The organism is Streptomyces sp. CB02261 (genome assembly GCF_001905665.1).
Lineage (GTDB): Bacteria > Actinomycetota > Actinomycetes > Streptomycetales > Streptomycetaceae > Streptomyces.
In genome coordinates this window covers 936,759-962,620 of the sequence record NZ_LIVX01000001.1, presented here as the reverse complement: position 1 = coordinate 962,620, position 25,862 = coordinate 936,759, and the positions used below count along the sequence as shown (strand labels likewise).

At 72.3% G+C, this 25,862-nt stretch carries 20 protein-coding genes; 13 read left to right on the top strand and 7 right to left on the bottom strand.

Annotated features, from left to right (window positions below):
* The first annotated feature begins 467 nt into the window (after positions 1-467).
* Complete coding sequence (locus AMK29_RS04345) at positions 468-1,031, top strand: AAA family ATPase (RefSeq protein ID WP_073807647.1); 564 nt, start codon at positions 468-470, stop codon at positions 1,029-1,031.
* A gap of 292 nt (positions 1,032-1,323) precedes the next feature.
* Here AMK29_RS04345 and AMK29_RS04340 read toward each other — a convergent pair whose 3' ends face one another.
* Positions 1,324-2,370: a LacI family DNA-binding transcriptional regulator gene (locus tag AMK29_RS04340; RefSeq protein WP_073807644.1), complete on the bottom strand. Its 1,047-nt coding sequence runs from the start codon at positions 2,368-2,370 to the stop codon at positions 1,324-1,326.
* 114 nt (positions 2,371-2,484) lie between these two features.
* On the opposite strand from AMK29_RS04340, the gene AMK29_RS04335 reads away from it, so the two are divergent.
* The 5 genes from AMK29_RS04335 (at position 2,485) to AMK29_RS04310 (ending at position 7,997) form a co-directional block, all read left to right on the top strand.
* On the top strand, positions 2,485-3,636 hold the full coding sequence (locus AMK29_RS04335) for a Gfo/Idh/MocA family protein (RefSeq protein ID WP_073807640.1): 1,152 nt from the start codon (positions 2,485-2,487) through the stop codon (positions 3,634-3,636).
* Complete coding sequence (locus AMK29_RS04330) at positions 3,633-4,784, top strand: dihydrodipicolinate synthase family protein (RefSeq protein WP_073807637.1); 1,152 nt, start codon at positions 3,633-3,635, stop codon at positions 4,782-4,784. The genes AMK29_RS04335 and AMK29_RS04330 overlap by 4 nt, the downstream gene beginning before the upstream one ends.
* A 26-nt stretch (positions 4,785-4,810) precedes the next feature.
* Entirely contained in the window at positions 4,811-5,584 is a 774-nt protein-coding gene (locus AMK29_RS04325) for a sugar phosphate isomerase/epimerase family protein (protein ID WP_073808279.1), read from the top strand.
* A 278-nt stretch (positions 5,585-5,862) separates the two neighbouring features.
* The gene (locus AMK29_RS04315; protein ID WP_079196737.1) at positions 5,863-7,251 is read left to right on the top strand and encodes an AAA family ATPase; all 1,389 of its coding nucleotides are present in this window, start codon (positions 5,863-5,865) and stop codon (positions 7,249-7,251) included.
* Positions 7,248-7,997 (top strand): HNH endonuclease, encoded by a 750-nt coding sequence (locus AMK29_RS04310; protein WP_073807635.1) that lies wholly within the window; start codon positions 7,248-7,250, stop codon positions 7,995-7,997. The genes AMK29_RS04315 and AMK29_RS04310 overlap by 4 nt, the downstream gene beginning before the upstream one ends.
* Positions 7,998-8,064: 67 nt before the next feature.
* On the opposite strand, the gene AMK29_RS04305 is transcribed toward AMK29_RS04310, so the two are convergent.
* Positions 8,065-8,814, bottom strand: coding sequence for a hypothetical protein (locus AMK29_RS04305; protein ID WP_073807632.1), 750 nt, complete (start codon positions 8,812-8,814; stop codon positions 8,065-8,067).
* Between the two features lie 109 nt (positions 8,815-8,923).
* Between AMK29_RS04305 and recD2 the strand changes: the two genes are divergently transcribed.
* Together recD2 and AMK29_RS04295 are read left to right on the top strand one after the other, a co-directional pair.
* Positions 8,924-11,173 carry an SF1B family DNA helicase RecD2 gene (gene recD2, locus AMK29_RS04300; RefSeq protein WP_073807630.1) on the top strand — a complete coding sequence of 750 codons (2,250 nt, stop codon included), beginning with the start codon at positions 8,924-8,926 and terminating at the stop codon, positions 11,171-11,173.
* A gap of 179 nt (positions 11,174-11,352) precedes the next feature.
* Complete coding sequence (locus AMK29_RS04295) at positions 11,353-12,642, top strand: citrate synthase (protein WP_073807627.1); 1,290 nt, start codon at positions 11,353-11,355, stop codon at positions 12,640-12,642.
* A 426-nt stretch (positions 12,643-13,068) separates the two neighbouring features.
* Here AMK29_RS04295 and AMK29_RS04290 read toward each other — a convergent pair whose 3' ends face one another.
* From AMK29_RS04290 to AMK29_RS04280, 3 genes are all read right to left on the bottom strand, one after another.
* Complete coding sequence (locus AMK29_RS04290; protein WP_073807624.1) at positions 13,069-15,330, bottom strand: heavy metal translocating P-type ATPase; 2,262 nt, start codon at positions 15,328-15,330, stop codon at positions 13,069-13,071.
* Between the two features lie 71 nt (positions 15,331-15,401).
* The gene (locus AMK29_RS04285; protein WP_073808276.1) at positions 15,402-15,626 is read right to left on the bottom strand and encodes a heavy-metal-associated domain-containing protein; all 225 of its coding nucleotides are present in this window, start codon (positions 15,624-15,626) and stop codon (positions 15,402-15,404) included.
* A 142-nt stretch (positions 15,627-15,768) separates the two neighbouring features.
* Positions 15,769-16,488, bottom strand: coding sequence for a TetR/AcrR family transcriptional regulator (locus tag AMK29_RS04280; RefSeq protein ID WP_073807621.1), 720 nt, complete (start codon positions 16,486-16,488; stop codon positions 15,769-15,771).
* Positions 16,489-16,650: 162 nt separating this feature from the next.
* Here AMK29_RS04280 and AMK29_RS04275 point away from each other — a divergent pair, with 162 nt between their 5' ends.
* Both AMK29_RS04275 and AMK29_RS36925 read left to right on the top strand, forming a co-directional pair.
* Positions 16,651-18,924, top strand: a complete 2,274-nt coding sequence (locus AMK29_RS04275) for an MMPL family transporter (RefSeq protein ID WP_073807618.1) — start codon at positions 16,651-16,653, stop codon at positions 18,922-18,924.
* Positions 18,925-18,954: 30 nt separating this feature from the next.
* Positions 18,955-20,271 (top strand): hypothetical protein, encoded by a 1,317-nt coding sequence (locus AMK29_RS36925; RefSeq protein ID WP_073807615.1) that lies wholly within the window; start codon positions 18,955-18,957, stop codon positions 20,269-20,271.
* A gap of 296 nt (positions 20,272-20,567) precedes the next feature.
* Here AMK29_RS36925 and AMK29_RS04265 read toward each other — a convergent pair whose 3' ends face one another.
* Together AMK29_RS04265 and AMK29_RS04260 are read right to left on the bottom strand one after the other, a co-directional pair.
* Positions 20,568-20,765: a helix-turn-helix transcriptional regulator gene (locus tag AMK29_RS04265; RefSeq protein ID WP_073807613.1), complete on the bottom strand. Its 198-nt coding sequence runs from the start codon at positions 20,763-20,765 to the stop codon at positions 20,568-20,570.
* A gap of 262 nt (positions 20,766-21,027) precedes the next feature.
* Positions 21,028-21,963: a sugar phosphate isomerase/epimerase family protein gene (locus tag AMK29_RS04260; RefSeq protein WP_073807610.1), complete on the bottom strand. Its 936-nt coding sequence runs from the start codon at positions 21,961-21,963 to the stop codon at positions 21,028-21,030.
* Positions 21,964-22,135: 172 nt separating this feature from the next.
* On the opposite strand from AMK29_RS04260, the gene iolC reads away from it, so the two are divergent.
* From iolC to iolD, 3 genes are read left to right on the top strand one after another with little or no spacing between them, the layout of a single operon-like run.
* Positions 22,136-23,161: a 5-dehydro-2-deoxygluconokinase gene (gene iolC, locus AMK29_RS04255; protein ID WP_073808273.1), complete on the top strand. Its 1,026-nt coding sequence runs from the start codon at positions 22,136-22,138 to the stop codon at positions 23,159-23,161.
* A gap of 9 nt (positions 23,162-23,170) precedes the next feature.
* On the top strand, positions 23,171-23,995 hold the full coding sequence (gene iolB / locus AMK29_RS04250) for a 5-deoxy-glucuronate isomerase (protein WP_073807608.1): 825 nt from the start codon (positions 23,171-23,173) through the stop codon (positions 23,993-23,995).
* On the top strand, positions 23,992-25,848 hold the full coding sequence (gene iolD / locus AMK29_RS04245; RefSeq protein WP_073807604.1) for a 3D-(3,5/4)-trihydroxycyclohexane-1,2-dione acylhydrolase (decyclizing): 1,857 nt from the start codon (positions 23,992-23,994) through the stop codon (positions 25,846-25,848). Before iolB ends, iolD begins: the two co-directional genes overlap by 4 nt.
* The last annotated feature ends 14 nt before the right edge of the window (positions 25,849-25,862 follow it).

Here is a 25,862-nt window from a genome sequence, read left to right as displayed (position 1 = left end):
GGCGGCGATCCCGGGCCGGAGTCCCTGGAGCGTACGGACCGGGCCCCGGATCGCCGTGCGCCGCGCCGCCCCCGTCCGCCACATGGCGCCGGTCGGGGCGGGCCGGGACGCCTCACCCGGGGGCGGCAGGGCGGCGCGGGTACGTGGCCGTCGCGCCGCCCCCGGGCGGGCAGGGCGGGAGCCCCGCGGCGGGGCGGGTACGTGGCGGTGTCGCCGTCGGGCACGTGACGCCCGGGTGGCGGTCGGAATCCCCTCGGTCCACCCGAGGCCGTGGCTGTCGTCGTCGCCCGGCAGCAGCGGCACCCGGGCGGCGCGCCGGGACCCCTCGGCGGGCCGGGCTCGTAGCCGCGCCGCCGTGCCGCATCGCCGTGCCGCCCCCGCCGCCCCGGCGGGTGCCGGGAATTCCCCGGTGGCCCAGAGCCCGTCGCCGTATCGTCGTCCGGTCCCGTCCGCGAGGAAAGGCCCGCATGACCTTCGAGCACGTCACTGTCGACACGCCCGAGCCCGCCCCCGGCGCGGTCCTCCTCGCCGGTATCCCCGGCAGCGGCAAGTCGACCGTCTCGGCGGCCCTCGCCGCCCGCTTCGCCCGCTCGGCGCACATCGAGGTCGACCACCTCCAGGAGCTGATCGTCCAGGGCTGCCGCCGGCCCACCCCGGACGGCGACCCGGAGGCGGACCGTCAGATCCTGCTGCGCGCCCGCAACGCCTGCCTTCTCGCGGACAGCTTCACCACGGCCGGCTTCCTCCCGGTGCTCGACGACGTGGTCGTACGCCGCTCCCACCTCGACTTCTACCGGGCCCATCTGACGGCCGGTCCGCTCCACGTGGTGATCCTGGCTCCCGGCCCGGACAAGGCCTGGGAACGCAACAACGCCCGCCACAAACGCCTCACGACGAACTGGGCGTTCCTGGACGAGGCGATGCGCGCCGAACTGTCCGGCGAGGGCGTCTGGATCGACAACGCGGACCACACGGTGGAGGAGACGGTGGAAGCGGTGCTGTCGGCGACGGGCCTGCGGGCGGACGGGTAGCGGGCGCGGTCGCGGCCCGGGCCCGCAGGCGTCCGGGGGCGTCAGAGTCCCAGGTCCGCAGGCGCCCGGGGGTGCCAACGCCCCGGGTCCGCAGGCGCCCGGGGGCGCCAAAGCCCCGCGCCCGCAGGCGCCCGGGAGCCAAAGCCCCGGGCCCGCAGGCGTCCGGGGGCGTCAAGGCGCCGAATCCACAGGCCGAGGGCGGCCGCAGGACGCGGTCGACGCCCTCGCCGCCGTAAGCCCGCCGGTCCGCCCGTCCGTCCGCCGGTCCGCCGGTCCGCCCGCCCAGGCCCCCCTACCCCCGTGGCCGCCCCGTCGACCCCCGTACCACCAGCTCGCCCGGGACCGTTTCCACGCCGCCCGCCAGGGGTTCCTCCGTGCCCATCGCCAGGCGGCCCGCGCGGATCCCCGCCTCGTGGAGCGGGAGGCGGACGGTCGTCAGGGCCGGGACCGCGTCCACCGAGAACGGCAGGTCGTCGAAGCCCGCCACGGACACGTCGCCGGGGATGTCCAGGCCCCGTTCCCGCAGGGCCGCGCAGACGCCGAGGGCCACCGTGTCGTTGGCGGCGACGACCGCCGTCAGGTCCGGGTCACGGGCGAGGAGCTCGGCCGTGGCCGTGTAGCCGGCCTCCCGGTCGTACGCCCCGTGGACCGTCGGCCCCTCCGCGACCCCCGCCTCCGCGAGCGCCGCCCGGTGGCCTTCGAGCCGGTGCCGGGTCGTGGTCCGGTCGGCGGGCCCGGCCGCGTAACCGATGCGCCGGTGGCCGAGCCCGAGCAGGTGCTCGGTGAGGCGCTGCGCGCCGGTCCTGTTGTCGAAGGCGAGCGCGGCCGCGTTCGCGTCGCCCGGCACCGGCGGGCGCCCGCACAGCACGACCCGGGTCCCCGCCTCCGCCAGCTTGGCGAGCTTGCCGGCCGTCGCCGCCAGGTGCCCGGGGTCCTCCAGGGAGCCGCCCATGAGGATGACGGCCGCGGCCCGCTGCCGCTGGAGCAGGGTGAGGTAGGTCAGTTCGCGGGCGGGGGAGCCGCCGGTGTTGCAGACGACGGCGAGCTTCTCACCCCCGCCGCGCCCCGACGCGCCCTCCCCGATCGCGCTCTGCGCCGCGCTCGCCATGATCCCGAAGAAGGGGTCGGCGATGTCGTTGACGAGGACGCCGACCAGGTCGGAGGTGGCGGCGGCGAGGGAGCTCGCGGGGCCGTTGAGGACGTAGTCCAGTTCGTCCACCGCCCGCAGCACGCGCTCGCGGGTGGACTCGGCGACCGGGTAGTTGCCGTTGAGAACGCGGGACACGGTCGCGGGGGAGACCCGTGCGCGGGCGGCCACGTCCGCCAGGGTGACGGTCATCGTTTGTGCGTACCTCCGAGGCCCTTGTCGACGGCGATGTCGGCAGGCTAGCGTCATCCTCGATAGAAAGCGCTTTCTTCTGAAGGTGCGGCGCAACCGGGAGAGGAACCTCTTGTGACACGCAGGACAGTCCGCATCGCCATGAACGGCGTCACGGGACGCATGGGATACCGCCAGCACCTCGTCCGCTCGATCCTCGCCCTGCGCGAACAGGGAGGCCTCGACCTCGGCAACGGCGAGACCCTCTGGCCCGAGCCCGTCCTCGTCGGCCGCCGCGAGCACGCCCTGCGCGCGCTCGCCGAGCGTCACGGCCTCACCGAGTGGTCCACCGATCTCGACGCCGTCCTCGCCGACGACAGCATCGACATCTACTTCGACGCCCAGGTCACCTCCGCCCGCGTCGAGGCGCTCACCAAGGCCATCGACGCCGGGAAGCACATCTACACCGAGAAGCCCACCGCCGCCGACCTCGCCGGCGCCCTCGACCTCGCCCGGCGCGCCTCCGAGAAGGGCATCAAGCACGGCGTCGTCCAGGACAAGCTGTTCCTGCCGGGCCTGCTCAAGCTCAAGCGGCTCATCGACGGCGGCTTCTTCGGCGAGATCCTCTCCGTCCGGGGCGAGTTCGGCTACTGGGTCTTCGAGGGCGACTGGCAGGACGCCCAGCGCCCCAGCTGGAACTACCGCTCGGAGGACGGCGGCGGCATCGTCGTCGACATGTTCCCGCACTGGGAGTACGTGCTCCACGAGCTGTTCGGCCGGGTCACCTCCGTCACGGCCCAGGTCGCCACCCACGTCCCGCGCCGCTGGGACGAGCAGGGCAAGCCGTACGAGGCCACCGCCGACGACGCGGCGTACGGCATCTTCCAGCTGGAGGGCGGCGCCATCGCCCAGATCAACTCCTCCTGGACGGTCCGCGTCAACCGCGACGAACTCGTCGAGTTCCAGGTCGACGGCACCCACGGCTCCGCCGTCGCCGGACTGCGCGGCTGCCGCGTCCAGCACCGCTCGGCCACCCCGAAGCCCGTCTGGAACCCGGACATCCCGGCCACCGAGTCCTTCCGCGACCAGTGGCAGGAGGTCCCCGACAACGCCGCCTTCGACAACGGCTTCAAGGCCCAGTGGGAGCTGTTCCTGCGGCACGTCACCCTCGGCGAGCCGTACCAGTGGGACCTCCTCGCCGGCGCCCGCGGCGTCCAGCTCGCCGAGCTCGGCCTGAGGTCCGCCGCCGAGGGCCGCCGCCTCGACGTCCCGGAGGTGAGCCTGTGATCCGCCTGCCCGCACCCGACGGCGGCACGAGAAAGTACACGCCGCGCACCGAGCCCCTCGCCGTCTCCGGCGGCGGCGCCCTCGTCTCCCGTACGGTCTTCTCCGCCGCCCACGTCGTCGCCGACCCGTACGCCGACACCACCCCCGACTCCCCGGCGGCCGTCGACTGGGACGCCACCCTCGCCTTCCGCCGCCACCTCTGGTCCCAGGGCCTCGGCGTCGCGGAGGCCATGGACACCGCCCAGCGCGGGATGGGCCTCGACTGGTCCGGCGCGGCCGAGCTGATCCGGCGCAGCGCGGCGGAGGCCGAGGCGGTCGGCGGCCTGATCGCCTGCGGCGTCGGCACCGACCAGCTCACCGGCCCCACCGACCTGGCAGGCGTCCGCAAGGCGTACGAGGAGCAGCTCGCGCTCGTCGAGGAGACCGGCTCCCAGGCCATCCTGATGGCCTCCCGCGCCCTCGCCGCCACCGCGACCGGCCCCGAGGACTACCTCGACCTGTACGGCCACCTCCTGCGCCAGGCGAGCGAACCGGTCATCCTGCACTGGCTCGGCCCGATGTTCGACCCGGCGCTCGCCGGCTACTGGGGTTCGGCCGACCTCGACACCGCCACCGAGACCTTCCTCGACGTCATCGCCGCGCACCCCGACAAGGTCGACGGCATCAAGGTGTCCCTCCTCGACGCCGGGCGCGAGGTCGCGCTGCGCCGCCGCCTCCCGGAGGGCGTCCGCTGCTACACCGGCGACGACTTCCACTACCCGGAGCTGATCGCGGGCGACGACCAGGGCTTCAGCCACGCCCTGCTCGGCATCTTCGACCCGCTGGCTCCGCTGGCGGCGGACGCCGTCAGGACCCTGGACACGGGAGACGTCGAGGGCTTCCGCGCGACCCTCGACCCGACGGTCGCCCTCTCCCGGCACCTGTTCCGGACGCCGACCCGCTTCTACAAGACGGGCGTCGTCCTCCTCGCCTGGCTGGCCGGTCACCAGGACCACTTCACGATGGTCGGCGGACTCCAGTCCGCCCGCTCGCTCCCGCACCTCGCGCGCGCCTACGAACTCGCCGACGGCCTCGGCCTGTTCCCCGACCCGGCGCTCGCGGAGGCCCGCATGCGATCCCTGCTCACGGTGTACGGAGTACCGCAGTGAACCTCGACCGCTTCGGCGTCAACCAGATGACGGTCAAGCAGCTGCCGCTGCCCGACCTCGTCGCCCAGTGCGTCCGCCTCGGCATCCCCGGCGTGGGACTGTGGCGCGCGCCCGTCCAGGAGTACGGGGTCGAGGCCGCCGCGGCCCTGGTCCGGGACGCCGGGCTGGCCGTCACCACCCTCTGCCGGGGCGGCTTCTTCACCTCGGACGGGTGGGAGGAGGACAACCGCGCGGCGATCGACGAGGCGGTGACGCTCGGCACCGACACCCTCGTCCTGGTCTCCGGCGGCCTCACCCCCGCCTGTCCCGACCTCCCCTCGGCCAGGGCCCGGATCGCGGAGGCGATCGGCGAACTGGCCCCGTACGCGGGGGAGCGCGGTGTCCGCCTCGCCATCGAGCCGCTCCACCCGATGTACGCCTCCGACCGGTGCGCGGTCTCCACCCTCGACCAGGCCCTGGACATCGCGGAGCGCTTCCCCGCCTCCCAGGTGGGCGTCACCGTCGACACGTACCACCTGTGGTGGGACGACCGGGCCCCGGCGGCGGTGGAGCGGGCGGGCGCGACCGGCCGCATTCACTCCTTCCAGCTCGCCGACTGGACCACCCCGCTGCCGGCCGGGGTCCTCCACGGCCGGGGGCAGCTGGGCGACGGGGTGATCGACCTCCGCGCCTGGGCCGACCTCGTCGAGAAGGCGGGGTACGCGGGCCCGGTCGAGGTGGAGCTCTTCAACGACGACCTGTGGGCCAGGGACGGCGTCGAGGTCCTGGAGGAGACGCTGGACCGCTTCCTGGCCGTCTGAGCCCGCGGGGCGACGCCCCCAGGAACGCCGCCCGAGCCCGTGCGCCCGGCGGCGCCCACGAGCCCGAAGGGGTGCGGCCCTTCGCCCGCCGGGGCCGAGGAGGGGTGGGGTTGTGCGGCCCCACCCGCCTCGGGCCCGGCATTGCGTCGCGAGGGTCCGGCGCCGACGAGCGCGTCACATGAAGCCCGTGCCACCTTCCGTAGAATCGGCCGCCCGGGTCGGCAGGTCGTCTCCTGCCCTGGTTCCGCCCTCAGGACCGAGCGAACGGACACGACTCCATGTACGTCAACAGGATCCATATCGAGAACATCAAGTCGTTCCACGGTCCTCGCACGGTCGACCTGGCGCTGACCCGGCCCGACGGCAGCCACGCGGGCTGGACGGTGCTCGCGGGCCGTAACGGTTCGGGCAAGACGACCCTGCTGCGTGCCCTGGCTCTGGCGCTGAGCGGGCCGGTAGCAGCGCGTGGGCTCGTCCAGGGCTTCGAGAACTGGATCGCGCGGGGGGCGGAGCTCGGCAGCGCCGAGGCCGAGATCGTGAGGGACGAGAAGTTCGACAAGTTCAGTACCGGGGGGAGGACCGTCAACCAGTTCTGGACGGGACTTCGGTGGACCGCGCCTGGGGAAGCGAGCGGCAGTCGCCGGGCCGCGCAGCCGGCGCTGGAGGAGGTTCGGTACCCGAAGGCGCGGGCGACCAGTGCCACTCCTGCCCGCCGCGGCCCGTGGGCCGACAACCCCGCGGGCTGGTTCTGCGCCGCGTACGGGCCGTTCCGGCGCATGGCAGGCGGCTCCGGAGACGTGCAGCGACTGATGCTGGCCTCCGGCCCGGTCGCCCGTCAGGCCAGCCTGTTCCACGAGGACGCCTCGCTCGCCGAGGGCGTCGCCTGGCTGATCGAGCAGCACCTTCGTGCGCTGGAGGGGAAGGAGGGCGCCGAAGCCCTGAAGGGGGCAGCCCTGTCCATCCTGGGTGACGGGCTTCTGCCGGATGGATACCGCGTGGACGACGTGGACTCCGAGGGGCTCTGGGTCACCCGCGACGGACAGCGCTTCCCCTTGCGTGAGATGAGCGACGGCTTCCGTACGGTCGCCTCCTTCGTCGTCGACCTGCTCAAGCAGATCCACGACGCGTTCGGTGACGCGGCGTTCCCGGGAGACGGCGAGGGCCTCCGGGTGATCAGCGTCCCCGGAGTCGTGATCATCGACGAGATCGACGCGCACCTCCACATCACCTGGCAGCGGCGCATCGGACCGTGGTTGACCTCGCGCTTCCCCCGTATCCAGTTCATCGTCACCACGCACAGCCCGTACATCTGTCAGGCGGCCGATCCGGGAGGCCTGATCCGTCTCCCCGGAGTCGACGAGGAGGCGGCACCTGAAGTGGTGACGGAGGACCTGTACGAGCGGGTGGTCTTCGGCAGCGGGGACGACGCGGTGCTCTCCGACCTGTTCGGTCTGGACACCCCGTACTCCGCAAGGGCCGAGCGACTCCGGGCCGAGTTCGTGGAGCTTGAGGCGAGCGTCTACGACGGTGACACGTCTGCGGAGACCCTGGGCCGTTACAAGGAGCTGAAGAGCCGGCTCACGAGTTCGCCGACGGCTCGCCTCGACGAGATGTCCGCGCATCTCCAGCGGCTCTCCGACGAGATCGCGGAGGGCGACGCCGAATGATCCGGCTTCGGCGTGTCGCGCTGCCGCAGGGTACGGCGACGCGGCTGGGGGAGTACACCGAGAAGATCGCGGAACAGACCACGGAGAAGGCCCGGAAGGCGACGGCGAAGGACCTCTGGGCCGCCCGGCGAGGCGTACGTCCCAGCCTCGTCGCCGCACTCACGGAGATGGCGCCAGGCCACGCGCGTTGCATGTACTGCGGTGACAGCCAGGGAACGGACATCGACCACTTCGACCCGAAGAGCCGTACTCCGCTTCGTACCTTCGACTGGCTCAATCACCTGCTGGCCTGCTCGTACTGCAACAGCAACCAGAAGCGGAGCCGGTTCCCGACCGACGGCGACGGCGTCCCTCTCCTGGTCGACCCGACCCTGCGGGATCCGCTGGACCATCTGCGGCTGGTGCTGCCGATCGGGGAGTACAGGGCGAGGACGCCACAAGGTGAGGCGTGCATCGACGTGTTCGGACTGAACAGCAGGGCGGTCCTGGTCAAGGGGCGGGTGGACGCCTACGCGACGGCGCGGCACTCCCTGGAACTATGGCGCATCGCCACGGACAAGGGGCAGTGCGACAAGGCGAAGGAGATCGTCCGCGTCTCCTGGAACCGCCCACTCGTCGACGTGCTCGTCGCGATGTTCCACCAGTCCGAGCACGCCGCAGCGGAGGCGCTCTTCGCGGGAGAGGACGAGGTACTGGCACTCCTGCGTGACCCGCAGCTGCGAGAGGGGTTCCTGCCTCGGGCGTGACTCCACGACGGCGGCTGCGCTGTCCGAGGTCTCCCCGAGGTCGTGGTGTGGTCGAGCGAGTCCGGGACTACCGGGTGCTTGTCCAGTCGGCGCTGACCTGGTCGGCGACGGAGAACTCGGTCTCGCAGTCCGGGCAGGTCGCGCTCCCGAAAACGAAGGTCAGCTGGTGTGCGACGTCCTGTTGGCCGTCGGTGAGCGCGATGTGGTGGAGACGTCGACCGAGGCCTTCCAGATCTTCGGGAGTCGTCGGTCGAAGCGGCCGGGCATCGATGTCGCCGTCCGACAATGCGTAGTCCTCGGCGGTGCAGAAGAACCCGCGTTCACCGAGGACGATGAACAGGTCGGTCTCGCACCCGGGACAGGAGACCTCGTACTCCTCGTTCCCGAGGCCCCAGGCCAGGTTCTCGCTCCACCCCACGATGCCCTCGAAGCCGAGCACGGACTCCAGGAGATCGATGTACTCGGTGCGGTGGGTCGCGCTCCGGAGATGACGGTTCACCGATGCCAGCAGGGTCGCGATCTCCGCCGAGTGCTCTGTCCGGACATCACCGGCTCCATGCGCCTGCTCGGCGCCGGCCATGATGGCGCCCGCCAGGTTCAGGGCGTTCACGGCTTGGCCTCGGTCTTCGTCGTCAGCCATGCCGGCGAGCCAGGGCAGCGCCGCGAAGCTGGCCGAGTACACGCTGCCTTGGTGGCAGAGCGCGGACCACAGGTCGTTCCAGAGCCCCGGCTCGGACTCGGACGCGATGCGTGCCAGCAGGGCGGGTATGTCTTCGGCAGAGCCGTAGGCGTGGCTGAGTCGCGGCCAATCTGTCATACCCGGGATCCCATCACACCTGTGGCTGCGAGAAACCGCGAGATGGCCGCTCTGTCGGTGGCGGGCGATAGCCTCCCAGGCATCGGAGACCTAGAAAGCCAGGTGGGGCATGCCCGGTAGGGGAGTCGAGTCGCAGCAAGGCAGCCGCCAGGGTGTTTGTGAAGTGACCGGGGTCCTGGAGCGGATCACCTACGCCAACGAGGAGAGCGGGTACACGGTCGCGCGGGTCGACACCGGGCGTGGGGCCGGGGACCTGCTCACCGTGGTCGGCTCGCTGCTCGGCGCGCAGCCGGGGGAGTCGCTGCGGATGGAGGGCCGTTGGGGCTCCCACCCGCAGTACGGCAAGCAGTTCACCGTCGACAACTACACGACCGTCCTGCCCGCCACCATCCAGGGCATCCGGCGCTATCTCGGCTCCGGGCTCGTCAAGGGCATCGGCCCCGTCTTCGCCGACCGCATCACCACGCACTTCGGTCTCGACACCCTGGACGTCCTCGACGAGTCCCCCGCGCGTCTGATCGAGGTGCCCGGCCTCGGCCCCAAGCGCGTCAAGAACATCATGGCGGCCTGGGAGGAGCAGAAGGCGATCAAGGAGGTGATGGTCTTCCTCCAGGAGGTCGGCGTCTCCACCTCCATCGCGGTCCGGATCTACAAGAAGTACGGGGACGCCTCGATCTCCGTCGTACGGAACCAGCCCTACCGGCTCGCCGCCGACGTCTGGGGCATCGGCTTCCTCACCGCCGACCGCATCGCGCAGGCCGTGGGCATACCGCACGACAGCCCGGACCGGGTGAAGGCGGGCCTGCAGTACGCGCTGTCGCAGTCGAGCGACCAGGGCCACTGCTTCCTGCCCGAGGAGCGGCTGATCGCGGACGCGGTGAAGCTCCTCCAGGTGGACACGGGGCTCGTCATCGAGTGCCTGGCCGAGCTCGCCGAGGACCCCGAGGGGGTCGTACGGGAGGTGGTGCCCGGCCCCGAGGGGACGCCCGTCACCGCGGTGTACCTGATCCCCTTCCACCGGGCCGAGCTGTCGCTCGCGGGTCAGCTCCGCCGGCTGCTCGGCGCCGACGAGGACCGGATGCCCGCCTTCCGGGACGTGGCGTGGGACAAGGCCCTCGCCTGGCTCGCGGACCGGACCGGGGCCTCGCTCGCGCCCGAGCAGGAGGAGGCCGTGCGGCTCGCCCTCACCCGCAAGGTCGCCGTGCTCACCGGCGGCCCCGGCTGCGGCAAGTCGTTCACGGTCCGCTCCATCGTGGAGCTGGCCCGCGCCAAGAAGGCGCGGGTCGTCCTCGCCGCCCCCACCGGACGGGCCGCGAAGCGGCTCGCCGAGCTGACGGGCGCCGAGGCCTCCACGGTCCACCGGCTCCTGGAGCTCAAGCCCGGCGGCGACGCGGCCTACGACCGGGACCGGCCGCTCGACGCCGATCTGGTGGTGGTCGACGAGGCCTCCATGCTCGACCTGCTCCTCGCGAACAAGCTGGTGAAGGCGGTGGCACCGGGCGCCCATCTGCTGCTCGTGGGCGACGTCGACCAGCTTCCGTCGGTGGGCGCGGGCGAGGTCCTCGGTGATCTGCTCGCGCCGGGCAGCCCCGTGCCGGCGGTCCGTCTCACCCGGATCTTCCGGCAGGCCCAGGAGTCCGGCGTCGTCGTCAACGCCCACCGGATCAACTCCGGCACGCCGCCGAGGACCGAGGGGCTGCCGGACTTCTTCCTCTTCGCGGAGGAGGAGACCGAGGACGCGGCCCGGGTCGCCGTGGACGTCGCGGCCCACCGGATCCCGGCCAGGTTCGGGCTCGACCCGCGCCGGGACGTCCAGGTCCTCGCCCCGATGCACCGGGGCCCGGCGGGCGCCGGCTCGCTCAACGGACTGCTCCAGCAGGCCATCACCCCCGCCCGCCCGGATCTGCCGGAGAAGCGGTTCGGCGGCCGGGTCTTCCGGGTCGGCGACAAGGTCACCCAGATCCGCAACAACTACGAGAAGGGGGCCAACGGCGTCTTCAACGGCACGGTCGGCGTCGTCACGGCCCTGGACCCCGTCGAGCAGCGGCTGACGGTGCGGACGGACGAGGACGAGGAGGTGCCGTACGACTTCGACGAGCTGGACGAGCTGGCCCACGCGTACGCGGTCACCATCCACCGCTCGCAGGGCAGCGAGTATCCGGCGGTGGTGATCCCGGTCACGATGAGCGCGTGGATGATGCTCCAGCGGAACCTGCTCTACACCGCCGTGACCCGCGCCCGGAAGCTCGTCGTCCTGGTCGGCTCCCGCCGGGCCATCGCCCAGGCGGTCCGGACGGTCTCCGCGGGCCGGCGCTTTACCGCACTGGCCTTCCGCCTCACAGGTCGCACCCTCGTGTGAAAGATCACGGAGGACTACCGGAACCGGGGCGAAGGGGGCAGGATATGAAGGTTGGCGGCACTGAGTGCCGCCGATTGGCCCAATGGTCGACCCCGAGTGCACTCTCCTGAGCCAAATGGGGGATGGTAGAGACAGTCAGGGCACCTCGAAGAAGAGGCACTACGTCGGTGAGGGATGACGTGAGCGACAACTCTGTAGTACTGCGGTACGCGGACGGTGAATACACCTACCCGGTGGTCGAGAGCACCGTCGGCGACAAGGGCTTCGACATCGGGAAACTCCGAGCCCAGACCGGTCTGGTCACCCTGGACAGCGGATACGGCAACACCGCCGCCTACAAATCCGCGATCACCTATCTCGATGGTGAGCAGGGGATCCTGCGGTACCGCGGCTACCCCATCGAGCAGCTGGCGGAGCGCTCCACCTTCCTTGAGGTGGCGTACCTGCTGATCAACGGTGAGCTGCCCAAGGTCGACGAGCTCGCGACCTTCAGGAACGAGATCACGCAGCACACGCTGGTCCACGAGGACGTCAAGAACTTCTTCCGCGGCTTCCCGCGGGACGCCCACCCGATGGCGATGCTGTCCTCGGTGGTCTCGGCGCTGTCCACGTTCTACCAGGACAGCCACAACCCGTTCGACGAGGAGCAGCGTCACCTCTCCACGATCCGGCTGCTCGCGAAGCTGCCGACGATCGCGGCGTACGCGTACAAGAAGTCGATCGGCCACCCGTTCGTCTACCCGCGCAACGACCTCGGGTACGTCGAGAACTTCCTGCGCATGACCTTCTCGGTCCCGGCGCAGGAGTACGACCTGGACCCGGTCGTCGTGAACGCGCTCGACAAGCTGCTGATCCTGCACGCGGACCACGAGCAGAACTGCTCGACCTCCACCGTGCGTCTGGTCGGCTCCTCGCAGGCGAACATGTTCGCCTCGATCTCCGCCGGCATCTCGGCCCTGTGGGGCCCGCTGCACGGTGGCGCCAACCAGTCGGTCCTGGAGATGCTGGAAGGCATCAAGGCCAACGGCGGCGATGTCGACTCCTTCATCCGCAAGGTGAAGAACAAGGAGGACGGCGTCCGCCTGATGGGCTTCGGCCACCGGGTGTACAAGTCCTTCGACCCGCGCGCCAAGATCATCAAGGCGGCGGCGCACGATGTCCTGTCGGCCCTCGGCAAGTCCGACGAGCTGCTCGACATCGCGCTGAAGCTGGAGGAGCACGCGCTCTCCGACGAGTACTTCGTCTCGCGGAACCTGTACCCGAACGTGGACTTCTACACGGGTCTGATCTACCGCGCGATGGGCTTCCCGACCGAGATGTTCACCGTGCTCTTCGCGCTCGGCCGCCTTCCCGGCTGGATCGCCCAGTGGCACGAGATGATCAAGGAGCCGGGTTCCCGCATCGGCCGCCCGCGCCAGATCTACACGGGCGAGGTCCTCCGCGACTTCGTCCCGGTCGAGTCCCGCTAGTCGCGTCACCCCGACACGGCGAGAAGTGCCCCGGAGGCGAACCGAGCCTTCGGAGAAAAGCGAGAAGCGCCCCTCTCACCGATCCCCCCACGGGTCGGCGAGCGGGGCGCTTCCCATATCCCGGTGCGGATTCCCCCCACGGGATCCTGGCCGGGCGTCTGCCGGGCGTCAGCAGTAGCTGCGCGGGTCGGGCGCGACGCGGTCTGCCGGGGTACGTACGTACGGGAGGGCCGCTCAAAGCTCCCCGGTGCACGTGCCCCGGCCAACGCTTGCCAATGGGACGTCCCCCAAGACCTCCCAATGAACGTCCCCCAAGACGTTCTCGGCATCGCCCACTTAGACTCGCGAACAGCCCAGATGGTTACCCCCCAATATCTGTGATCTAGGTCTCCTTGTGAAGGTCCTGTGCGTCACGTGTGGGTGAATTCACGTGAAGCTTCGGAGCCGCAGGCTGTTGGATACGACGAACACGGACGAAAGGGCCATGGCCAGGCCCGCGATCATCGGGTCGAGCAGCCCGGCCGCCGCGAGCGGCAGCGCGGCGAGGTTGTAGCCGAAGGCCCACCCCAGGTTTCCCCTGATCGTCGCCAGCGTCCGCCGGGAGAGCCGGATGGCGTCCGCGGCGACCCGCAGGTCGCCCCGGACCAGGGTCAGATCGCTCGCCTCGATGGCCGCGTCGGTGCCCGTCCCCATCGCCAGGCCGAGATCCGCGGTGGCGAGCGCGGCGGCGTCGTTCACCCCGTCGCCCACCATGGCGACGGTCCGGCCCTCCGCCTGGAGCCGCCGGACCACCTCGGCCTTCTCCTCGGGCAGCACCTCCGCGATCACCTCGTCGATGCCGACCTCGGCGGCCACCGCCTCCGCCACCGCCCGGTGGTCCCCGGTGAGCAGCACGGGGTGCAGCCCCAGACCGCGCAGCAGGGCGACCGCCTCGGCGCTGGTGTCCTTGACGGTGTCGGCGACGGTGAGGGTGCCCCGGGCGACCCCGTCCCAGGCGACGTGGACGGCGCCGGGCTCGGGGGCGCCCGTGGGCAGTTCGACGCCCTCCGCGGTGAGCAGGGCGGCGCGGCCGACGAGGACCAGGTGGCCGTCGACCGAGCCGCGTACGCCGAGCCCGGGGACGTTCTCGAAGGTCTTCGGTACGGGCAGCTCCCCGCAGCGCTCGACGGCGCCGGCCGCGACCGCGCGGGCCACCGGGTGCTCGGAGGCGTGTTCGAGGGCTCCGGCGAGCCGCAGCAGCCGGAGCTCGTCGGTGCCGTCGGTCCCGTACCTCCCGCCGTACACGTGGACGCCGACCAGCCGCATGCGGCCGGTGGTGACCGTCCCCGTCTTGTCCAGGACGACCGTGTCGACGCGGCGGGTGGACTCCAGGACCTCGGGGCCCTTGATGAGGATGCCGAGCTGCGCGCCGCGGCCGGTGCCGACCATGAGGGCGGTCGGGGTGGCGAGCCCGAGGGCGCAGGGGCAGGCGATGATCAGGACGGCGACGGCGGCGGTGAACGAGGCGGTCGGGTCGTCGGTGACGAGCAGCCAGGTGACGAGCGTGCCGAGCGCGATCAGGAGCACCACGGGGACGAACACGGCGGAGATCCGGTCGGCGAGCCGCTGCACCTGGGCCTTGCCGTTCTGGGCGTCCTCGACGAGCTGTGCCATCCGGGCGAGCCGGGTGTCGGCGCCGACCCGGGTGGCCCGGACGACCAGCCGGCCGGAGACGTTGACGCAGCCGCCGGTGACGGCGCTGCCCTCGGTGACGTCGAGGGGCAGGGACTCGCCGGTGAGGAGGGAGGTGTCGACCGCCGACGCGCCCTCGGTGACGGTGCCGTCGGTGGCGATCTTCTCCCCGGGGCGTACGGCGAAGAGGTCGCCGGCCCGCAGGGCGGTGACCGGGATCCGTGCCTCCGTGCCGTCCCGCAGGACGGCCACGTCCTTGGCGCCGAGCTCCATGAGGGCCCGGAGCGCCGCGCCCGCCTTCCGCTTGGCGCGGGCCTCCAGGTAGCGGCCGAGCAGGAGGAAGGTGACGACCCCGGCCGCGACCTCCAGGTAGATCGTGGCGGCGCCGTCGGTCCGGTCCACGGTCAGGTCGAAGCCGTGCCGCATGCCGGGCATGCCGGCGTCGCCGAGGAAGAGCGCCCAGAGCGACCAGCCGAAGGCGGCGAGGGTGCCGACCGAGACGAGGGTGTCCATGGTGGCGGCGCCGTGCCGGAGGTTGGTCCAGGCGGCCCGGTGGAAGGGCAGCCCGCCCCAGACGACGGCGGGGGCGGCGAGCGTGAGGGAGAGCCACTGCCAGTTGTCGAACTGGAGCGCCGGGACCATGGCGAGCAGGACGACGGGCGCGGCGAGGAGGGCGGTGACGGTGAGCCGCTGCCGGAGGGCGGCGAGCTCGGGGTCCGCGCCGTCCGCCGCCGTCCCAGGCTCGGGGAACGACGGGGGCTCGGGCGGCGGGGGTTCCTCGGCGGTGTAGCCGGTCCTGACGACGGTGGCGATCAGCTCGTCGACGCCGACGTGCGGCGGGTGTTCGACCCGCGCCTTCTCCGTGGCGTAGTTGACGGTCGCCGTCACCCCGTCCACGCGGTTGAGCTTCTTCTCGACGCGGGCCGCGCAGGAGGCGCAGGTCATGCCGCCGATCGTCAGCTCGGTGACGGTCGTGTCCGTGACGGTGGTCTCCGTGACGGTCGGGGTGGAGGTCATGTGCGGTTCCAAAAGGGGAGCGGGGCCGTACCGGTAACGGTACGGCCCCGCGGAGGTGCGACGGCGAGCGGTCAGACCAGCTCGTACCCGGCCTCGTCGACGGCGGCGCGCACGGCCTCCTCGTCGAGCGGGGCGGCGGAGACGACGGTCACCTGACCGGTGGCGGCGACGGCCGTGACCGAGGTGACGCCGGGCAGTTCGGAGATCTCACCGGAGACGGCGCCCTCGCAGTGCCCACAGGTCATGCCCTTGACCTGGTAGACGGCGGTGAGTTCGGTCTTCGTCTCTGCGGACATGGCGTGCTCCTCGTGGATGTCAGGGCCGTACATCGCCGATTTTACCCCTAGGGGGTATGAATCCCGTCAGGTGCCGGGCGTGGCGCGCGCGTGACGCCCGCACCCGTCGTACCGGCGACGCGCCGGGCGGGTCGGGGCCGCGTCAGCGGGCCGGCGTCGGGGTGGCGCTCGGCGCCGCGGTGAACGCCCCCTCGGTCACCGGGGTCAGATAGCGCAGCAGGACGGTCTTGAGCTCGACGATCGTCGCGTCCCGCTCGGGACCCTCGGGTGCGGCGAGCACGAGGCTCAGGCCGCCCTTGAAGGTCGCGAAGGTCATGCCGGCGACGCGGGCGCGGTCCGCGGCGGGCAGACCGGGGGCGTAGTGGGCGATGACCTCCTGCACCCGGGTGAGCAGGGAGACGTGCAGGGCGTCGTGCTCCTCGGCGATCCGGCCGGGGACCTCGGAGCCGTGCATGAGGGCGAGGAAGGCCGGGTTCTGGCAGTTGAACTCGATCATCGGGTCGACGACGGCGTCGAGCAGCGCGGGGAGCGGCAGGGAGAGGTTCTCCGGGGTGAAGGCCTGGCCGTGGGCCTCCCGCATCTCGTGCAGGAGGCGCTCGCCGAGCTCGATCGCGATGGCTTCCTTGTTCGGGAAGTACTGGTAGAGCGTGCCGGGCGAGACATGGGCCTCGCGCGCGATCGCGTTGGTGCTCGCCGCCGTGTAGCCGTTCGCGCAGAAGACGTTCGCGGCCGCCTGGAGCAGCTGCGCGATGCGGCGCTCGCCGCGCGCCTGGCGGCGGCGCGGCTTCGGTTCTCCGGACGTGTCTCCGGACATCGCTCCGGACACGGCTCCGGGCAGGTCGTCGGGCGCGTCTTCGGACATGACTGTCCCCAGCTTTCTCAACACGTTTGACAAACACGAGAGGTCGCTCGCATTCTTGAGAAACGCGAGTGATCACTCGTGTTTGCCAGTCTATGGCAACGGGTGACCCATGTGACCTGCCGGGAAGCGCGCACACGGGTCAGGTGAAGGGGACACCTCGTCATGGCCGAAGTCAAGAAATCACCGCCCGGCGGGGACCCGCACGGGGGAGGCTCCCGCGGCGCCGGAGGGTGGACGCGGTTCGTGACCGCCCGCCCGCGCCTCACGCTTCTCGTGGCCCTCGTCCTCACCGCCCTCGCCGTCCTGGCGGGCGGCGGGGTCGCCGACCGGATGGGCAGCGGCGGCTGGGAGGACCCGGCCGCCGAGTCCACGTACGCGACGGAGGCCCTGGAGCGCCGCTTCCCCGGCTCCCAGCCCAACCTGCTCCTGCTCGTGGACGCCGGACCGGCCGGCGTCGACGCCCCGGCGGCCGCCGCCGAGGCCCGGAGGCTCGCCGAGCGCCTCGACGCCGAGCCCGGCGTCGACGGCGTCGGCTCCTACTGGTCCACCGGCTCGCCCGCGCTCCGCTCCGAGGACGGCAGGAAGGCCGTGATCGCCGCCCGGATCGCCGGCGAGGAGAACGACGCCGCCGCCGTCCTCGACCGGATCGCCCCCGAGTACCGGGGCGCGCACGGCACCGTCGACGTCTCCCTCGGCGGCTCCCTCGCCGTCCGCCACGAGATGCAGGTGACCATCCAGGAGGATCTCCTGCGGGCCGAGCTGATCGCCCTGCCCCTCACGCTCGTCCTGCTCGTCATGGTCTTCGGCAGCGCGGTGGCCGCCCTGCTGCCCCTCGGCGTCGGAATCGTCGCCATCCTCGGCACCAACGCGGTCCTGCGCGGCATCACCGAGTTCACGGACGTCTCCGTCTTCGCGCAGAACCTGACGACCGCCCTCGGACTCGGACTCGCCATCGACTACGCCCTGTTCGTCGTCCGCCGCTACCGCGAGGAGCTCGCCACCGGCACCGACGCGTACACCGCCGTGCGCACCACCCTGCGCACCGCCGGGCGGACCGTGCTCTTCTCGGCCCTCACCGTCGCCGTCTCGCTCGCCGCGATGCTCGTCTTCCCGCAATACTTCCTGCGCTCCTTCGCGTACGCCGGGATCGCCGTGGTCCTGCTCGCCGCGACCGCCGCGCTCACCCTGCTCCCGGCGGCCCTCGTCCTGCTCGGCGACCGGGTCGACGCGCTGGACCTGCGGCGCCTCCTCCTCCGCCGCCGCGCACCCCGGAAGGCCGCCGTGGACGGCGGCGAAGGCGCCGGCTGGGCGCGGGGCGCCGCGCTCGTGATGCGCAGGGCGCCGGTCTTCGCCGTCCTCACCACCGCCGGCCTCGTCCTCCTCGGACTGCCCTTCCTCGACGTGCGGCTCGGCACCGCCGACGACCGCCAGCTCCCCGTCACCGCCTCCTCCCGGGTCGTCCAGGACCAGTTGCGGGACGGCTTCCCCGGAAACCCGGGCGGCGGCATCACCGTCCTCGCCGAGGGCCCGGCCACCCCCGCGCAGTACGCGGACTACCGCGAGCGGATCACCACCCTCGACGGCGTCGTGCGCGCCGACGGACCGGTGACCGGCGCCGGCGGCCACGCCTACTTCACCGTCACCCCCGAAGGGGAGGCCGTCGGTGCGGAGGCACAGCGGGCCGTGGCCGAACTGCGCGCCGCACCGGCTCCGTTCGAGACCTCCGTCACCGGGCAGGCCGCCGTCCTCGTCGACTCCAAGGACGCCCTCGCCGAGCGGATGCCGTGGGCGGCGGCGATCATCGTCGTCGTCACACTGCTCCTGGTGTTCCTGCTCACCGGCAGCGTCCTCATACCCGTCCAGGCCGTCGTGCTCAACGCCCTCAGCCTCACCGCGATGTTCGGGGCGGTCGTCTGGGTCTTCCAGGACGGGCACCTCTCCGGCCTCCTCGGCTTCACCCCCACCGGTGACATCGAGACCACCCTGCCCGTGCTCATGTTCTGCGTGGCCTTCGGACTCTCCATGGACTACGGCGTGTTCCTGCTCTCCCGCATCAAGGAGGAATACGACGCCACCGGCGACCACGAGCACTCCGTCCGCTTCGGGCTGCGCCACACCGGCGGCCTCATCACCGCCGCCGCCGTGATCCTCGCCGTCGTCATGGTCGCCATCGGAACCTCCCGCGTCACCAACACCAAGATGCTCGGCCTCGGCGTCGCCCTCGCCGTCCTCATGGACGCCATGGTGGTCCGCAGCCTCCTCGTCCCCTCCGTGATGAAGCTGACCGGCCGCCTCACCTGGTGGGCCCCCGGCCCGCTGAGGCGCTTCCACGACCGCTTCGGCATCAGCGAGTCGGACGCGTACAACCCTTCGCCGCCACCGCGTGTCGAAGAGGTGTCCGACAAGCAGAGGGAGATGTCTTCCCTCCGCCCATGAGATGAAGCTGTAGGGGATTTCGTGACCCGTATGCGTACGACCCTGGTGGTGGCGACCGCCCTGATCGCCGGCATCGCACCGGCAGTGCTCGGGGGAGCGGGGGCCGTCGCCGCCCCGGCCCCGGGCATGGCGGCCCAGACCGCCGCCGGCGGGGCGGTCGTCCAGGAGGGCGGCCGGCCGACCTTCCACGTCGGAAGCGGGGTCCCGGCGAAGAGCAGGTTCAAGGTCTACCTGCCGGCAGGAGAGACCGGGCCGGTGAAGGCGCGGATCGTCCTCCCGTTCGAGAACCCGCCCATGGACAGCGGCCCGGACACCATTCCCGGACACCTCACGTCGACGGTGTCCGTGAACGGCGCCGCGCCGGTGAAGGTCGACTGGGAGCTGCCGACCCACCCGGGCGTCACCGACCTCTCCTTCGTGCTCGACCTCCCGGCCGTCGAGGCGGCCGCCACGCTCACGTTCGACGTCACGTTCGCCGTGGACGACTGGCTCGCCCGCTCCATCCAGCCCGCCATCGACGGCCGCTTCGAGGTCACGAACACCACCGGCACCAAGGTGGCGGTCGGCACCGCCGGGTTCGTCATCGACCTCGGCACCCCGAGCCGGGACCTCCGCGGCGCCTTCCACGCGCGGGACAGGAGCGGTGTGCTCTGGCGGTTCGAGTCCCTCGGCGAGGCCGACAGCAGACTGGCGCCGCGCACCCGCATCGGCGCCGGCTGGGACGCGTACACGCTGCTCACCCAGCTCACGCCCACCTACGCGAACGGCAAGGGCAACCTCCTCGCCCGCGACAAGGCCGGTGTCCTCTGGTTCCACGAGGGCTCGGGGGACCCCGCGAAGCCGTTCAAGCCGCGCGTCCGCATCAGCGCCGGGTGGAACGCCTACACCGCGATCACCGGCTACGGGGAGGGCATGCTCGCCCGGGACAAGGACGGCGTCCTCTGGAACTTCGAGTACAAGGACAGCTGGCTGACGCCCACGTTCCTGCCGCGCGCCCGGGTCGGCGCCGGCTGGAACACCTACACGGCGTGGACGGGCGAGCGGGACGGCGTACTGACCCGTGACGCGAGCGGCGTGCTGTGGAAGCACACCGTCGACAGCAACGGCACTCCGGCGAAGCCCTTCCGGCCGCGTGCCCGGGTCGGCGGCGGCTGGAACGTCTACAACACGATCGTGAGCACCCCCGACCTCGGCCGCTGGACGGAGTCGGACGTCGTCGCGCTGGACCGGGACGGCCGGATCTGGGCTTACGACACCATCTACTCCGCGGCGGCCGAAGGCGGGATCCCCGGGCCGATCCGCAGGAACATCGGCTGGGGCTTCACCATCTACAACACGGTGGTCTGACACGCGTCTGACGGGCCCTGAGGGGGCTGCCACGCAACGCACCCGTGCGTTCCCGGTCGCGGCGACGGCACTGCTCGCCGCTCTGTTCCCCCTGGCCGCCGGAGGGGCGCCGGCTCTCGCCGCGCCCCTCACGGCGCCGCCCGCCGGGCCGGCGCCGGTGGCAACGCCCGGGACGGTGGTCCAGCGATACGACACGCTCGTCCGACCGGCCCCGCCCACCGCGCAGTAGCCCCACGACATGGCGCCGGCCCCGGAGTATCTCCGGGGCCGGCGCCATGTCGTGGGCGCGAGGGGGGTCAGTCGCGGCGGCCCCGGTTGCCGGGGCGGGCGGCGACCCAGGCGCGGATCGTGTCCACGTACCAGTAGGGCTTGCCCGACTCCACGTGGTCGGGAGCCGGCAGCAGCCCGTGCTTCCGGTAGGAGCGGACCGTGTCGGGCTGCACCCTGATGTGTGCCGCGATGTCCTTGTACGACCAGAGCCTCTTGTCCGTCATGCCTGGTACCTCCCTGCTCGCCGCGCAGCGGCGGCGGGGGTGCCGTTCGGGGGCGCTGCGGGCGGGCGTTGGCGATCACTGAGCCTGTGCCCCCTGCAACGACCCCTCCAGACGGGAGGAGAGCGCCTGTCGAGCGCCTGTGACGGAACACCCGCGTAACGAAGACACGCGTGACGGCCAAGAGACACGCGTGACAGAAGTGACGCATCGGAACAGCGGTGTGTCCGCGTGCCTCACCCCTGCTCAGCGAGGTATGCGCCCGTCACACACCGCAGGAGCGCAGAAAACGCCGGGTGCGCAGCGCGATCGGGTACGGGACGTCCGGCTCGCACGGATACATGTCCTGCTCGACGATCGCGAACAGGTCCACACCCAGGGCCCCCGCGGCGGCGAGGACGGGCTCCAGCGCCGGCACCCCCGACGGCGGCTCGCACATCACACCCCGCGCCACCGCCGGTCCGAACGGCACGCCCTCGGCCACCACACCGGCCAGGACCGCCGGGTCGACCTGCTTGAGATGGAGGTAGCCGATCCGCTCGCCGTACGTCTCGATCAGCTTGACGCTGTCCCCGCCCGCGTACGCGTAGTGCCCGGTGTCCAGGCAGAGCGAGACCGCGTCCGGGTCGGTGGCGTCGAGGAACCGCGTGACGCTGACCTCGCCGTCCAGATGGGTGTCGGCGTGCGGATGGACGACGATCCGCAGCCCGTACCGCTCCCGCACCTCCCGGCCGAGACGCTCGGTCAGCCGCGTCAGGTCCCGCCACTGGCCCGGGGTGAGCTCCCGGTCCTCCAGGACCTCGCCCGTGCGGTCGTCCCGCCAGAACGCCGGGATGACCACCAGGTGGTCCGCGCCCATCGCCTGTGCCAGGGCCGCGTTCTCGGCGACGTGCGCCCACGTGCGGTCCCAGACGTCGGGGCCGCGGTGGAGACCGGTGAAGACCGTGCCCGCCGAGACCCGCAGGCCGCGCCGGGAGGTCTCCTCCGTGAGGACGCCCGGATCGGTCGGCAGATAGCCGTACGGACCGAGCTCGATCCACTCGTAGCCCGCGCCGGACACCTCGTCGAGGAAGCGCTGCCAGGGCACCTGCCGGGGATCGTCGGGGAACCACACCCCCCAGGAGTCCGGGGCGGAGCCGACCCGGATGCGGGACGGCGAGGGGGACGAGGGCGAGGACGGCTGCGGTGACGGCTTCGTCATGCCTGCCACCATCGCCGGGGCCCGAGAGCAGCGTCAAGCATGCCGCCCCGTCCCGGTCGTCCGAATGTCCGGACATATCGTTGACACGCCTCCGGGCGGACGACTAGACCTGGGTGCGGAAGCCGGACGCGAGAGGTGGCGCGTGGAGACCGAGCCGTACGACCTGATCACCATGGGGCGCCTCGGCGTGGACCTGTACCCGCTCCAGACCGGGGTCGGGCTCGACCGGGTGGAGAGCTTCGGCAGGTTCCTCGGCGGTTCCGCGGCCAACGTGGCCGTCGCCGCCGCCCGGCTCGGCCGCCGCACCGCCCTCGTCTCCCGCACCGGCGCCGACCCCTTCGGCACGTATCTGCGCCGCGAGCTCAAGGGCTTCGGGGTGGACGACCGGTGGGTGACCGACGTCGAGGAGTACCAGACGCCCGTCACCTTCTGCGCCCTCTTCCCGCCCGACGACTTCCCGCTCACCTTCTACCGGCGGCCCAAGGCACCCGACCTGGAGATCCACCCGCACGAGCTCGACCTCGACGCGATCCGCGCCGCCCGCGTCTTCTGGGCGACCGGCACCGGTCTGAGCGCCGAACCGAGCCGCACCGCGACCCTGGAGGCGCTGCGGGCCCGGTCCGGCCGCGAGGTGACGGTCCTCGACCTGGACTGGCGGCCGATGTTCTGGACGGACCCGGCGGCGGCACGCCCGTACTACCGCGAGGCCCTGCGGCACGCGACCGTCGCCGTCGGCAACCTCGACGAGTGCGAGGTGGCGACGGGGGAGCGCGAGCCGTACGCGGCCGCCCGCGCCCTGCTGGCCTCCGACGGCGGGCAGGGCCTCCGGCTCGCCGTGGTCAAGCAGGGCCCCGCGGGCGTCCTGGCGCTGGCCGCCGACGGCACCTGCGCCGAGGTGCCGCCGCTGCCGGTGGACGTCGTCAACGGGCTCGGCGCGGGCGACGCGTTCGGCGGGGCGCTCGTCGACGGGCTGCTCGCCGGCCGGGACCTGGAGGAGGTCCTGCGCCGCGCCAACGCCGCCGGAGCGATTGTCGCGGGCCGACTCGCCTGCTCCTCCGCCATGCCGTACGCCGTCGAGATCGCCGAGGCCCTCGCCACGGGCACGGGGACCCTGCCGGAGGCCGGTGCTCACCGCGGTGACACGCCGGGCTCCGGCACCGCGCCGGGCTCCGGCGGGACCCCGCCGGAGATCGGGTAGGGATGCGGCATGAGCCCTGACCGTTCCCCGTCGCTCCACCTGCCCGCCGGGACCGCCGCCCGAGGCCCGTACACCGTCGACATCGACCCCGAGCGGGCCGGATGGACGTACTGCTCCCTGCGGGTCCTCACCCTCGGACCGGGGGAGATCCACTCCTTCGGGAGCGGGGATTCCGAATGGGTCGTGCTTCCCCTCTCCGGTGCCTGTAGCGTGCGCGTCGACGGCGAGATCATCGAACTCCTGGGCCGCGTCGACGTGTTCGCGGGAGTGAGCGACTTCGCCTACGTACCCCGCGACGCCCACGCCCAGATCGCCTCCGGTGCGGGAGGCCGCTTCGCTTTGGCAGGAGCGAAGTGCGAGCGACGACTCCCCGCCCGCTACGGCCCCGCGCCGGAGGTTCCCGTCGAGACCCGGGGCAGCGGCAACCGCGCCCGCCAGGTGCGGAACTTCGCCGCGGCGGACGCCTTCGACTGCGACCGGCTCATCGCCGTCGAGGTCGTCACGCCCGGCGGCAACTGGTCCTCCTACCCGCCGCACAAGCACGACGAGCACCGGCCCGGAGCCGAGTCCGTCCTGGAGGAGATCTACTACTACGGAATCGAGGGCCCGAACGGCCTCGCCTACCAGCGCGTCTCGCCCTCCCGGCCCGGCGGCGCCGAACTCCTCGCCGAGGTGCGGGACGGCGACGCGGTCCTCGTGCCCGACGGCTGGCACGGCCCCTCGATCGCCCAGCCGGGTCACGCCCTCCACTATCTGAACGTCATGGCGGGCCCCGGCCCCGACCGTGAGTGGAAGATCTGCTTCCACCCGGACCACACGGAGGGATACGCATGAGCATCCGGCTCACCGTCGCCCAGGCGCTCATCCGCTTCCTCGCCGTCCAGTACACCGAACGCGACGGAGACCGGCACCGGCTGATCGCCGCCACCTGGGGCATCTTCGGCCACGGGAACGTCGCCGGGATCGGGCAGGCGCTCCTCGAAGAGCCCCGCATGCCCTTCCACCAGGGCCGGAACGAGCAGGCCATGGTCCACGCCGCCGTCGGCTACGCCCGCCAGCGGGGCCGGCTCTCCGCGCACGCCGTCACCACCTCCATCGGCCCCGGCGCCACCAACCTCGTCACCGGCGCCGCCCTCGCCTCCGTCAACCACCTCCCGGTCCTGCTGCTCCCCGGCGACACCTTCGCGGGCCGCCCCGCCGACCCCGTGCTCCAGCAGCTCCAGGTCCCGTACGCGGGCGACGTGTCGGTCAACGACTGCCTCCGCCCCGTCTCGCGCTACTTCGACCGGATCACCCGGCCCGATGCCCTGGTCCCGGCCGCCCTCGAAGCCGCGCGGGTCCTCGCCGACCCCGCCGCGACCGGCGCCGTCACCCTCGCGCTGCCGCAGGACGTCCAGGCGGAGGCGTACGACTGGCCCGAGGAGTTCCTCGCCGAGCGGACCTGGCGGATCCGCCGCCCCCGCCCCGACGCGGCCGAACTCGACGCGGCGGCGCAGGCCGTGCGGAGCGCCGTACGCCCCCTGATCGTCGCCGGCGGCGGCGTGAGGTACAGCGGAGCCGAGGACGCCCTGCGGACCTTCGCCGAGCGGACCGGCATCCCCGTCGCCACCACCCAGGCCGGCAAGGGCGTCCTGCCGTACGACCACCCCTGCGAGACCGGGGGCATCGGCCACACCGGCAGCTCCACCGCGAACGCCCTGGCCCGCACCAGCGATCTGGTCATCGGCGTCGGCACCCGCTACACCGACTTCACCACCGCCTCCGGCACCCTCTTCCCCGAGGGCGCCCGCTTCCTCAACCTCAACATCACCGGCTTCGACGCCCACAAGCAGGGCGCGCTGCCGCTCGTCGCCGACGCCCGCGAGGGCCTGACCGCCCTCGCCGAGGCCCTCGGGGACCACCGGCAGCAGATGGTCCAGTGGATCTTCGCCAAGCAGGAGTGGGAGCAGCGGGTCGACGCCGCCTACGCCGTCCCCGACGAGGACGCCCGCCCCACCCAGGCCCAGGTCCTCGGCGTACTCGACACTCTGGTCGACGGCAGCGACATCCTGGTCAACGCCGCCGGCTCGCTCCCCGGCGACCTCCACAAGCTGTGGCGGACCCGCTCGCCGGACCAGTACCACGTCGAGTACGGCTACTCCTGCATGGGCTACGAGATCCCGGCGGCCGTCGGCGTCCTCCTCGCCGCGCCCGACCGGCCCGTCTGGGCCCTCGTCGGCGACGGTACGTACCTGATGAACCCCACCGAAATCGTCACCGCCGTGCAGGAACGCCTGCCCCTGCGGCTGGTCGTTCTCCAGAACCACGGCTACGCCTCCATCGGCGGCCTCTCGGAGGCGGTCGGCGCCGAGAGGTACGGCACCGACTACCGCCACCGGGACCCGGACGGAGGCTTCACCGGGCCCCCGCTCCCCGTCGACCTCGGCGCGAACGCCGCCTCCCTCGGCATGCGGGTGCTCCGTCCCCGCACCGTACGTGACCTGCGGGAAGCCCTCGCGGACGCCCGGGGCGCGACGGTTCCCACATGTGTCTACGTCGAGACCGAAACGCCCGACACAGTGTCGGGCCCGCCCCCGGCCCAGGCGTGGTGGGATGTGCCCGTGGCCGAGACGTCGACCCGCCCGTCGGCGGTCGAGGCCCGCGAGGAGTACGACCGGCACGTCACCGCCCGACGCCGCCATCTCTGAAGGAGTAACTCGTC